Annotated in this window: 7 protein-coding genes; all 7 read right to left on the reverse strand. The window is 48.0% G+C overall.

What is annotated here, in order from left to right; translation table 11 throughout:
* Positions 1-23 precede the first annotated feature (23 nt).
* Positions 24-3137, reverse strand: a complete 3114-nt coding sequence (locus tag MKX36_RS17405; protein ID WP_340865187.1) for an alpha-mannosidase — start codon at positions 3135-3137, stop codon at positions 24-26.
* Positions 3137-5446, reverse strand: a complete 2310-nt coding sequence (locus tag MKX36_RS17410) for a glycoside hydrolase family 3 N-terminal domain-containing protein (RefSeq protein ID WP_340865188.1) — start codon at positions 5444-5446, stop codon at positions 3137-3139. The genes MKX36_RS17405 and MKX36_RS17410 overlap by 1 nt, the downstream gene beginning before the upstream one ends.
* 15 nt (positions 5447-5461) lie before the next feature.
* On the reverse strand, positions 5462-6382 hold the full coding sequence (locus MKX36_RS17415; RefSeq protein ID WP_016821751.1) for a carbohydrate ABC transporter permease: 921 nt from the start codon (positions 6380-6382) through the stop codon (positions 5462-5464).
* Positions 6383-6405: 23 nt separating this feature from the next.
* Positions 6406-7335 (reverse strand): ABC transporter permease, encoded by a 930-nt coding sequence (locus tag MKX36_RS17420; RefSeq protein ID WP_016821752.1) that lies wholly within the window; start codon positions 7333-7335, stop codon positions 6406-6408.
* Positions 7336-7446: 111 nt separating this feature from the next.
* Positions 7447-8925, reverse strand: a complete 1479-nt coding sequence (locus tag MKX36_RS17425; protein WP_107733198.1) for an ABC transporter substrate-binding protein — start codon at positions 8923-8925, stop codon at positions 7447-7449.
* Positions 8926-9110: 185 nt separating this feature from the next.
* Positions 9111-10634, reverse strand: coding sequence for a response regulator transcription factor (locus MKX36_RS17430; protein WP_340865191.1), 1524 nt, complete (start codon positions 10632-10634; stop codon positions 9111-9113).
* The gene (locus MKX36_RS17435; protein ID WP_340865192.1) at positions 10627-12471 is read right to left on the reverse strand and encodes a sensor histidine kinase; all 1845 of its coding nucleotides are present in this window, start codon (positions 12469-12471) and stop codon (positions 10627-10629) included. Before MKX36_RS17435 ends, MKX36_RS17430 begins: the two co-directional genes overlap by 8 nt.
* Positions 12472-12617: the final 146 nt, after the last annotated feature.

Consider the following 12617-nt stretch of genomic DNA (forward strand, 5'->3'; position numbering starts at 1 on the left):
ATAGTCATTCCAATCCTGCATATCTATTGCAAACGTATCGTTTTAATTTCATAAGGTGTAAAAGACAATGTGAGACAGCTACCTTCCAGCTCAAGCAGCTGCACAGGTTCCTCCAGCGCATTCGACACGTAGGCTGCGTTGAACGTGTAAGGCCAGGTCAGCTTGATCGTTTCCCGTCCCCCGGAAGATTCGTACAAACGAAGAATCGACCCCAGTCCATCTTCGGCCGGCTTGATCGTATCCAGCACAACGTGACGGCTATCAAAGTTAATGAACGATCCACTGCTCGGCAGCACTCCGCTATTGTGCTTTTGCTGCTGCACAACAGGCATATCTTGATTCAGCTCAGCCGCATGACGCAAAGTATGGGCGCTGCGCCAATCTCCAACATGCGGATAAAGCGAATACGTAAAATCGTGCTCGCCCAGATCGGCATCTTTATCCGGCCATTTGGGTGCTCGTAGCAGAGACAGACGGATGGTACTGTCTTGAATGTCGTAGCCATATTTGCAATCATTGAGCAGACTCACGCCATACCCGTGCTCGGAAATATCCGCAAATCGGTGTCCACATACTTCGTACTGCGCCTGCTCCCAGCTCGTATTCCGATGGGTCGGCCGTTCCAAGGCACCGAACGGAATTTCATAAGTCGCCTTGTCCGTAACCACATCTATAGGAAAGCCTACCTTTAGCAGCTTGTGCGCTTCATTCCAGCTCACATGCGTCTTGAAATCAATTCGCCGCTCATGATGATAAAAGATTACATCCTGTGTCATTTCAGATTGATGGATTCGCCATCGGAAGCGCAGCACATCCTTCGTTTTTCCCTGAAGCACTACTTGTTTTTCCAGCAACTCGGCTTCTCCTGCTACCTGTTCCTCATAGCGGTCATCCAAATCCCAGGCATCCCACAGCGTCGGACGGTCATGGAAAAAATAAAAACGGTTTGCCCGTTCCCCTTGCTTCAAAATTTCACGGTTTGCCGCTTTATCCAGCAGGCGAATCATTTCGCCCCGCTCGTTAAATTGCACCTTATAAAATGCCGTCTCCCAGATGTCCCCCAGCGGTCCGGATATCATAGCGATCCCGGGCTTCTCACCTGCTTGAGCCTGTTCTCGCTCCAACCAAATCGTTTTGTAGCCCAGCGCAGGAATATCCGGAATACGCACTGAAATGCCGCCTTCCTCCACATCGGTGTCCAGCCGCTCGGCTTCATCATTAGCGTAGTGATAGGCATACCATCCCTGTGCCGATTCCGTAGCAATATGAATCACAGCATTACGGCTCCAGCCCAGGCTGTTAAACACCAGGTACGGTGTTCCTGTTCTCGATCCTTCCGTGTTCACTTGAGCCGCCAGCGTCGTAATCCCCTGTTGAAGCCCGACATGTCCCCATTCGAAAATTTGCTGATACTCCTTATCCGAAGTGCCGTACACCTCGGTAATCGCCGAGCCAGGGATAATATCGTGGAACTGATTCAACAAAATCAGCTTCCAGCCCTCATGCAATGCCGAACAGATATCCTCCACCTGCTCCGGCTCCAGCTGTGGTAATGCCAGCGTGCTCCACAGTTCTGCCTCGCGGTAGACTCCCTCCGCTTTCCGGTTATTGCGTTTGTTGCGGGCGTGGGTCGTGTAGGTTCCTCGGTGCAACTCAAGGTACAAATCACCATGCCATTTGGGAAACTTCGGATGTGCCTGATCTATGCCTGCGAAAAACTGTCCCGCCGTGCTGAACTGACTCGCAGGCAATCCCACCATTAGCGAAGAACGCTCTATATATTCCAGCATTTCACGCGTAACTCCGCCCCCGCCGTCTCCATGCCCGTAAAGCAACATGTGCTCAGGATGCGCTGATTTTTCACGATAAGACTGCCAATGGTCATGAATGTCCTGGGGCCGTGTATTTTCATTCACGCCATGATTGAGGTAGGACAACATCGAAGTCCCATCGATGCCCACCCAGTGGAACAAATCATAAGGAAACACATTCGTATCATTCCAGCCAAGCTTAGTCGTCATAAAATAATCTATCTTCCCATGCTTTAAAATCTGCGGCAGGGACGCACAGTAGCCAAACGTATCCGGCAGCCACTCGATATGAGAGATTTTGCCAAATTCCTGTTGGTAAAAGCGCTGACCATACAGCATTTGGCGGATGAGCGATTCGCCACTGGGCAGGTTCAAATCAGGCTCTACCCACATGCCCCCGACCAGCTCCCACCGTCCTTCAGCGACTCTCGCTTTGACTCGTTCATACAGCTCTGGATCATTTTCCTTTACAAAGGAGAACAGCAGCGGCTGGCTCTGTGCATATTGATAGGCCGGGTATTCATCCATCAGCGCATCCACCGTTGAGAAGGTTCGGCTTGTTTTCCGTACGGTCTCGCGCATCGGCCACAGCCAGGCAATATCGATGTGCGACTGTCCTACCATATGCTCCAAAGCTTGCGCATTTCCGCCGATCTCCTGAACCTGACGAATCAGCTCCTTTTCTATGGCTGAGATCGCTCCTCCTGCTCGAATGGCGTCTTCCTCCAGATTCGCAAAGCAATCCATCACCTCATACAGGGCTTTCAGCAAGCGTATGCTACGGATGTCGCCCTCCGGCAGCAGTACAGCGGCTTCGCTAACAACGGTAACGGTATACATCAGGCTTTGCACAGGCTTATTGGGCCGTACAAGATAGCTTGTAACAGAAGAAATCGGAGGTTGAATGACAGCCTGCCGATTGAGCGGATCTACGGGCTCAGGTACCGGATCAAACAGCTCAATCTCCAGCTCAGGGGAAGACCCGATGAGCTCTGGATTTAGCGTGACATAGGTATGATTGCGATCAAGCCCGTGATAGGAAGCACCATTGACTCGCAGCAATCCTTCTCCCCCGGACTCAAACACCAATCCAAAAGGCTCTCTCAACCACGCTGTCGGGACATCCAGCTGCGTTCGAAAAAAATAAGTCGTCCCCTGACTGCTGGGGAATCGCTTGAGGTCCAGTCCTTCCGTTAAAGGCTCGGCGCCTTCGTATTGACCTGGTGCCAGGTAAGTGGAGCGTGTGATGTTCCAGCTCCGCAAATCCAGCTTCTCCAGCCATTGGCATTCCGACAATTCCCGAATCAGGCGTTTGATACGCTCCATTATTCATCCTCCCGTACGATCAACTCGGCACACAGGGTATCTTTGGAGTGCCTACCTACTTGAATTGAAAATCGCCCAGCCTCAACGACTGGCTGTAGATCACGCCCTATATATTGCAGCTGGTCGGAGCCTACTACAAACACCACCGTCCGTGTTTCTCCCGGCTGTAATACAAGCTTGCAAAAGCCCTTAAGTTCCCTGATTGGACGGGTCACCGAACTCACCGTGTCCGAGATATATAACTGAACTACTTCAGCCCCTTCCCGGTCGCCCGTATTGGTTACATCGACTGTAACCGTAACGGATTCGCCCGCTCGGATCGAATTGGCGCTTAATGTAAGCCTTTCATAGCTAAACGTCGTGTAGCTAAGACCATAGCCAAACGGATAGCGCGGCTCGGCATCGTCTTCCAGATACCGCTTGCCCCGGGAACGCTTGCCGTTGTAATATACCGGCAATTGCCCCACATGTTTAGGGATGGAAAGAGTCAAACGTCCCGAAGGGTTCACATCCCCAAATAAAATATCCGCGATTGCATGCCCTCCCTCCTGACCGGGATACCATGCTTCCACAATGGCATGTGCGTGCTCCTCCACCCATGGCTCAGCAATCGGTCGCCCGTTCATATAAACGACGACAAGCTCCTTCCCCAGCCTGTAGACTTCCTGCATGAGTTGAAGCTGTACGCCTGCAAGCCCCAACGTCATCCGGTCGATGCCTTCGCCGCATTCCATGTCGTTCCAATCGTGATCCGATACCTTCGAGGCGCCGGTTTTCAGGTCAATCGTCCCTTCCCCGAAATCGCGGGCGCTGGACCCTCCAACCACCATCACCACGGTATCAGCCTCAGCCGCACATGCCAGTGCATTATGAAAGCCTTCCCGGGACTCTCCCTTAATCTGGCAGCCAGGTGCATACAGAACGCCTGAATGATCCTTGCCCAGTTTGTCACGGATACCATCAAGCACAGTGACCACACGGGATCTCTGCTGCGGTGATGTATAATCGCCCAGTTGGTTGTAGATCTGATCTGCATTCGGGCCGATGACCGCAATACGCTTGGAGGTTTTCGGCAGGGGAAGCGTGCTATTGACGTTTTTAAGTAGCACGATCCCTTCGGTCCCAAGCTGACGAGCCAACCGAATATGCTCCGCCTGACCAATTACCTGCTCCGCTCGTTCTGCATTCACATACGGTTTGTCAAACAGACCGAGCCTGTATTTTAACGTGAGCACCCTGCGAACCGCCCGATCCAGCACGCTCGTCTCCAGCTTGCCAGCCTGAACCGCCTCGACCAGATGACTGCCGAACATTTCCCCGGACATTTCCATATCAATTCCTGCGCGAATTGCCTGCACAGCGGCATCCAATCCATTTTCGGCCACATCATGTCCGCTCGCTAACATTTCAATCGCGCCACAATCTGTGATGATCAGACCGTCAAATCCCCACGCCTGACGAAGAGTATCGTCCAATAGCTCAGTATTCACTGTACACGGGACCCCGTCGATTTCGTTATAGGCTGGCATAACAGATTGCGCCCCTGCTTCCACCGCTTTTTGGAATGGATACAGATCGACCTCCAAAAGCTCGCGCCAGCCCATATGCACAGGTCCGGCATTACGTCCGCCTTCCGAGCTGCCATAGCCTGCAAAATGCTTTAATGTGGTAGCTACGCTATGTTCGCTGAATAAGCTTTCCCCCTGAAGCCCCTCCACTGCGGCAACAGCAAATTCGCCGATGAGATAAGGGTCTTCGCCAAAGCATTCCTCCGTGCGTCCCCAGCGCGGATCACGCACAACATCAAGCACGGGCGAATACGTGACAGCCCCGCCCTGAGCACGGGTTTCACTCGCAACCGCACGGCACATATCGCGGTATAGATCGACATTCCATGTGCTGCCAATGGACAGCGGAACCGGAAACACAGTGCCGTCAATCGCCATATGCCCATGAGAGCATTCCTCACCGATCAGTATCGGGATACCCAGCCGGGAATGCTCTATCGCATAGCGTTGGATCATATTCACAGCCTCCGCCCCTTGTTTGGCAGATAAGCCATTCTCCAAGGTCACTCCGGTCCACGGATCAGCGCGAAGTACCCCGTATAAGGAGCCGACTCCTCCATTTTGTACCTGCTGCTTGAAATCATGATGTAGGGACAATTCCCCGTCTATGTGCTCATACACTTGCCAGCCAAAGGGCTGCACAAGCTGCCCCACCTTTTCTTCTAACGTCATCAAACCGATTAAGTGCTTAACCCGTTCTTCGATCGGTTTGCTTTTGTCTTTATAAATCAACACGTTCATGTCACTCCTTCCCTGTTATTCCTTCACAGCCCCAACCGTAAGTCCCTGCACAAAGTAACGCTGGAAAAAAGGATAAGCGAATATAATAGGCAGCGTCGCCAGCACCACCATCGCCATCCGCGAGGTATCCTGCGGAATGGATTGAAGTGCAGCCAGGCTCATAGAGCTGTTTTGCGAATTTTGCTGGATGAACTGAATGCTGGATTCAATCCGCATCAACATAGACTGAAGCGGTACCAGATTGGGATTGTCAATATACAACAGGGCATTAAACCAGTCATTCCAGTAACCAAGCGTGCTAAATAAGCCAATGGTGGCAAGTCCAGGCAGAGAGAGTGGAAGCACGATTTTTAAAAAGGTGTAAAACTCGCCTGCCCCATCTATTTTGGCTGATTCGACAATGGCATCAGGCACGCTGGTGCTATAAAATGTGCGCAGGATCATAATATAAAAGGCATTCATGGCAAGCGGCAAAATCAAAGCCCAAATCGTATCCTTAAGCCCGAGCAATTGGGAAACGACCATATAGGTCGGGATCATTCCACCATTAAAGAGCATGGTTAAAATCGCAAAAATGGAAAAGAATCTCCGGTAACGGAAGCTCTTTCGTGAAATGGCGTACGCATATAACGAAATAAGGATGAGACTGATCACCGTACCGATGACCGTTACAGCAATCGTCACCCCATAGGAGCGCAGTAGCGTATCACTGGTACGAAATATGAAGCGGTAGGCTTCCAGACTCCATTGAGCCGGGAGCAAACGATATCCGTCCCGCGCCAGCGTTTTCTCATCGGTTAGGGAAATAATGACGACAAACAAAAACGGAAACACACATAGGAACGCGAACATCCCTGCTATCCCATTCAGAACAACATTCCAGCCCCGTGAAATATGATGGAAATCTCGTTTTTTTCTTTTTTTTCCAGAAGCCATAGTCCACACCCCTCTCCTCTTTTTTAGAACAAAGCGCTGTCTTTATCTATTTTTCGCACAACATAATTGGATAGGATGACGAGAACGAAGCCAACCACCGACTGATACAAACCTGCCGCCGTGCTCATCCCGATTTCGCCTGTCGTTTTCAAACCGCGATATACATAGGTGTCGATGACGTTCGTTACTGAGTATAAGGTGCCCGAATCCCTCGGAACCTGATAGAACAAACCAAAATCCGCATAAAAAATCCGTCCGACTGCAAGCAGCGTCATAATGATAATGATCGGCGAGAGCAAAGGGAGCGTCACATTACGAATTTGCTGCCACTTGCTGGCTCCATCTATCATGGCTGCTTCATACAATGATTTGTCGATACCCAAAATCGAAGCCAGATATACGACACTGTTATAGCCGATCGCCTTCCATAGACTGACTAGAATCAAGATATAAGGCCAATAGGCTGCCTCTGAATACCACTGAATCGGCTCGATGCCAAACCCTGCGAGAATTTGATTCAGCATCCCCCGATCCATGCTCAGAAAGCTGAAGGCAAAGTAGCCCACGATGACCCATGATAGAAAATATGGGAGAAACATGCCTGTCTGGTACAGCTTCGCCAACCGTTTATTAATCAGCTCGGAGAGCAGAATAGCCATAGCGACTGAAAACACAAGTCCAAGAATAATAAAGACCAGGTTATACAAAAGAGTATTTCGCGTGATGACATAGGCATCATTGTTATTGAACAGAAACTTGAAGTTATCCCAGCCCACCCATTTGCTCGTATAAATACTGGCCCAGAATCCTTCCCTGTTAAAACGATATTGCTTGAAGGCAGCCACAGTACCAACCAACGGCAGATATGAAAAGAAAAAGAACCAGATAGCGCCAGGCAGCACCATGAATAGCATAACTTTGTTTCGAATCACATTTCTGAAAAATGCGGCCATAGGTATCCCCTCCCAATCTGTAATGAGAAAATCAGCTAAAATAGCTATTGGAAAAAGACCGGGCGTAACTTACACCCGCCCGATCTCGCTTCTATTTCACAACCTAAAGGATTATTTGCTGTTTTGTGCCTTCCAGGCATCAAGCTGGGATTGCGCTTCCGCCATCACCTTATCCAGCCCAGCCTGCTTGAATTTCTCAATTACTTTCGGGAGATTCGTTTCCGGTTCCAGCGTGCCTGTCATCAGCGAAGCCCAAAATTGCTCTTTGACGTTCTGCACCGCTGCCATCTCCGTGGATACTTTACTGCTGTCAAAGTTGAAGCTCAGGATGGGAGAGTTTTTTCCTTCCGAGTTGAACTTCTTGAATTGCTCCCATTTGTCAGCAGGATCATTCGGATTCAGATACAGCAGCATATTGTTGCCGAGTGAATACGAAGGCATGTCATAGTTTTTGGAATCAGCCAGATTTTCGATATACTGGCCATTTGTTTTTTTGTAATGCACTCCTTCAATCCCAGAGTCAACCATATTACGTAATACTGGATCTGTATTCAGCAGGTTCAGGAACTGCATCGCCTTTTCAGGGTTTGCCGAGTTAGCAGAGATCGCCATAATGGAGCCCTGTACAGACGTATTGGTCACAATTGGATCACTGGCAGGTGTCGATATCACCGGATAGCCGTAGCTGGCAGACCATAGATTATCGGCTAGTGGTTGAGTTTGCGCACGATCCAGAAACCAGTTTCCGGACGTAGTTAAATCATTAGTCGAGCCTGTAGTTGCAGCTTCCGGTGATACATATCCGGCCTTGTAATACTTATGCATCGTCGTCAGCGCCTGCTTCATTTCAGGTGTTTCCAAGATGTTTACGATTTTATAGTCCGTAGTATCCAGTTTGACAGCCATCGGCAGGTTTTGAATGATATAGTCATATGGAACATAGGGAACATAGTTTTTGTCCATACCGAATGCCGTTACGCCGGGCTCGTTTTCTTTAATCGTTTTGAGTAGAGGCTCCAGGCTATCCAGCGAGCGGACATTGGAAAGGTCCAGCTTGTATTGGGTTAGCAATTTTTTATTGAACCGCCATACCTCTTGCTGTGGAAGCTCCTTGTTGGCAGGAATGCCATAATGATGACCATCCACCTTGGAGCCTTCCAGAAACGCAGGATTAATCGTCTTTTTAATATCCTGACCGTACTTGTCAAGCAAGTCGTCCAGCTCCATGAATGCGCCCTTTCTGGCATTTTGTACATAATCAAAACCACCGGAAGCCGTAAATACAATATCCATGGGCTCTCCCGAAGCCACATTCACCTGCATTTTTTGCGGGTAGTCGCCCCAATCGACCATTTTCATTTTGATCGTGGCGTTGATTTTCTTTTGGGTGTACTTGCTAACCTCTTCCATCACCCGATCTACATCTTTTTGAGGTGTACCAATGGTATACCAGATCAGCTCTACCGGCTTTTCCGCTCCCTCATTCGTCGTTTCCCCGCCACCGCTGCTTCCTCCACATGCACTGAGAATGAGCGTCAAAACCATACACATCACTAGAACAAACGAGTAGCTTCTTTTGCTTTTACCCATGTATGATCCTCCCTTATGAAATGGAATCTGACCCTGTCGTTTCATTCATTTCTGTTTCAGGATTTTTGCGAAATCCTCATTGATGAAGCAACTACGTTAACCTTAACTAATGTAAGCACTTTCATAAAGAAGATAAACTTAATAAACCAAGGTACAAATTAAAGAAATCCATGTACACCTGGTATTTATCCCAATCCTTTATAGTCTGTCGGGGAAATGCCCACATATTTTCTGAACTGCTTATAAAAATATCCCGTCTCCCAATACCCTACGTTCCGCGCAATTTCGTTTACCTTGAGATTTGTGCTTTTAAGCTGCTCCTTGGCTTTTTCAATCCGGTATTGATTGATATATTCAGCAAAGGTTTCGCCCGTTTCCTTATGAAATAACTGACCGAGATAAACGGGATGAAGGTTGTACTGGTATCCTAATATTTTTAATGATAGCTCCTTGGCATAATGAACATGGATATAGGACAGCACCTGACTTACAATAGGGTTTTTCATATCTTGCAGTAGTGAATTGACCGTCTCTGTCGCCACATGCTGAAGCGCGCTCACCAGCTCTGCCCATGTCGTACAGCATTTTATCTGGTAAAGCCCCTGCTGAAACCGTTCCGACTCATTGGAATGCTTGATGCTTTCTAGCTCCATCTTGAACCGGATCACCAGTTCCAGCGCCATATTCCGCAATTCATCCGGGGTAACCCTTTCAAGATGCTGGATTTGCTCAAAATCACTCTGAATCCGTGCGGTAAGCGCATCTAGGTCTCTTGCTATAATCAGCTTCGCATAATCCTTCCATTCGATGGAACAAGTCTCGCCAGCATTTCTCCCGCCCTCCTCTAGCAACGTATAGTCAATGATCCGGCGGTCATCATACAGCATAAAATATTCCAGTGATTTTTTAGCTTCATTATAGCTGCGTGGAGCAGCAACAAGCGAACCGGCGCTGCCTATCCCGATATAAACTGTTTCTTCCCCGTCCGTTGACCACTGAACAGAAAAATCCTCCAACTGCATAATCAAGTCCTGTCTGCCCTCATCATAATTCGGTAGTGCGGCAATGATTACACTATCCGCATCAACATCGAGAAACAATGTTAAGTTGGGCTGATGCTGAATGTACTGCCTTAACTGTTGATGCATTCCTACCGAATCCCCCTCCGTCCGTAACACGGCTACCGCCATAAAGGGGATATTTAACGAAAAACCTATCAATTCAGCACGTTCCTGAAATTCGGTAGGCGCAATCTGCCCTGTCAACCAACGGTACAACGTATTTTCCTTAAGCACCTGCACCCCGAACGTCTCATGTCGTTGATCCATCCGGAAACTGTCCAGCTTCTCCGTTGTATTGCATAAAGTGGATTCCAGTTCATCCACATTAATCGGCTTCAGAAGATAATTTTCGATGCCCAGCTTCATGCCTTCCTTCAAGTAATCAAATTCATTAAATCCACTCAAAATAATCACCTTCAAGTCAGCATGCAGCTTTCTCGCCTCACGAATCAGCCTGAGACCATTCATCGTTGGCATGGAAATGTCCGTAATAAGTATGTCCACGGGCCTGGAGGCCAGCGCTTCCAGCGCCAAAGAGCCATTTTCCGCATGTCCGACAATTTCTAGCCCAAAAGAGGTCCAATCCACAATATCGTATAATCCTTCAATGATAAAAGGCTCATCGTCTACAATAAATACTTTATACATATATGGCATCCATCCCTTCCCTGTTGGGGCATCGTACCCGAATCGTCGTTCCCTCACCGCTGCGGCTCTCCAGTTCAATCCCGTAATCGGCTCCGTGTAGAAACCGAAGTCGGGTGTGCACACTGCGTAGTCCAAACATTTGTCCGTTTTCCTCCTGGCGTTCCAGTTCCTCCAAAATCTCTTTCAAACGCTTCTCTTTAATGCCCTTCCCATTGTCACGGATCTCAACCAGCAGAATCTCCCCCGTTTCCCGTACATCAATGGTCAGCACATTATCATTCCGGTCGCTTTGGATACCATGAACAATATAATTCTCAATGATGGGTTGAAGCATCAGCTTCATGACAGAGCGGGTATACAACTCGGGGTCGACCGTAATCGTGTAATTGAACCTTTCCTTGTAGCGTATTCTGAACAACTCAAGATATAATCTGCAAGCCTCCAATTCATCTTTAAGCGTGTATATTTTTTTCTGCTGAACCAGGCTTTTGAACAACACGGATAAGCTGTAGATCATTTCTCCTACATCCTTGGCTCCCTGGGAAATCGCCCTCATACGTATCACTTCAAGCGTGTTATACAAAAAATGTGGATGAATACGTGCCTGCAACGCCACAAGCTCCGTTTGCTTTTGTTTGATCTCTGCTTTATACACCCGTTCAATATATAGATTAAGTTCGTCCAGCATATCGTTGAAGCTTCGAGAGATTTGTCCCAACTCGTCCTCTCGGAGGTCCTGAATGCGAGCTGTGAGGTCACCATTTTTTACTTGACGAGTGAATTTAATAATCCGATTCGTTCGTTTAGCAAAGTTAATGACGAAGAATGCAGGGAACAGCACAGCAAACAGAATACAGATGACACTGATGGTCAAAATCGTATTACGAATGCTCCGGTACGATTGAGCCATTTCCTCATGGGGGACTGCCCCAATCACGACATATCCTTCGTCCGGAGAAATCAGCTTATTAATATACATATTTTTCTTCGTCTGAATGATCCCGGCATCGGAATCCACATCGTCATATAATGATCGGGTCACTTCGACATAAGGGTACGTTTTTCCGTAATAGTTATTCCTTGAATCGAACAGAACGGTTCCATGAGTGGACAGAACGATAATTTCTCCCTTCAGGTTGTTCCCGTAGCTGGCAAGTGCATTGGAGATACTTTTGGAATTTAGAAATACTAGAAGCTGACCGGTATTTTTGAGTGTTTGCTTATTTTTAATGGGGACTTGTAACGAATATAACGAGGGGCTCCACTGATCGACCGCCTTCCGAATCCAGTAATTCGGAGTAGAGACGCTTTTGCTTTCTGCAGCCATCACATCCGGTACAAAGGAACGCGCCGCATGCACCGGGAATTGCTTGAATTGCTTGTTCTCATTGAAAGTAGACAGATATTGCTGGTCGGCACTGTACAAAATCAAATTGCTGATATCGCTATTCTCGTCTAACCAATTTTTAAAATAGGTGAGTACATCTGTTGAATAATCATGACTCTCCATGTACATTTCGTCCATGCGGTGCTGTACATATTCGGAATACGCGTGGTCCATAAAAAAGGAAACATTCATTGAGAGAACCTCATTCCGGTACATATCTCGCACCATGTTCTGGACGGATTCATGCCGGAGATGGATATAACGGTCAACACTTTCCATAGCTGCTTTCTGGGTATCCAGTTCCCGCCGAACAATGGATTGCGAAATGGAAACATACGTGACATATGCAATTGTAATGATGGACAAAATCGCAATACAGGAGAACAACACTAGTATCCTCAGGAACATGTTGTTTTTAAAATAAGCAGTGTATCTAGTACCCCTTTTCATGGTATAAGCCCTCCAGAATCGTGATGCGTGAATAAAGTATACCATGTCCTTCGCAGGAGATAAGTAAGCGCATTCATGAAAAACGCGATTTTCTTTAATTTAAACGCTATATCTTTAATTTATCCTCTATGTAAAAACCGTTTTAT

The sequence above is a fragment of the Paenibacillus sp. FSL W8-0439 genome (genome assembly GCF_038008995.1).
Classification (GTDB): Bacteria; Bacillota; Bacilli; order Paenibacillales; family Paenibacillaceae; genus Paenibacillus; species Paenibacillus polymyxa.

What these genes read in the sequence shown, in the direction of transcription:
- MKX36_RS17405 (WP_340865187.1), bottom strand. Translation starts at nt 3,137, where the DNA reads ATGGAGCGTATCAAACGCCTGATTCGGGAATTGTCGGAATGCCAATGG.
- MKX36_RS17410 (WP_340865188.1), bottom strand. Translation starts at nt 5,446, where the DNA reads ATGAACGTGTTGATTTATAAAGACAAAAGCAAACCGATCGAAGAACGG.
- MKX36_RS17415 (WP_016821751.1), bottom strand. Translation starts at nt 6,382, where the DNA reads ATGGCTTCTGGAAAAAAAAGAAAAAAACGAGATTTCCATCATATTTCA.
- MKX36_RS17420 (WP_016821752.1), bottom strand. Translation starts at nt 7,335, where the DNA reads ATGGCCGCATTTTTCAGAAATGTGATTCGAAACAAAGTTATGCTATTC.
- MKX36_RS17425 (WP_107733198.1), bottom strand. Translation starts at nt 8,925, where the DNA reads ATGGGTAAAAGCAAAAGAAGCTACTCGTTTGTTCTAGTGATGTGTATG.
- MKX36_RS17430 (WP_340865191.1), bottom strand. Translation starts at nt 10,634, where the DNA reads ATGTATAAAGTATTTATTGTAGACGATGAGCCTTTTATCATTGAAGGA.
- MKX36_RS17435 (WP_340865192.1), bottom strand. Translation starts at nt 12,471, where the DNA reads ATGAAAAGGGGTACTAGATACACTGCTTATTTTAAAAACAACATGTTC.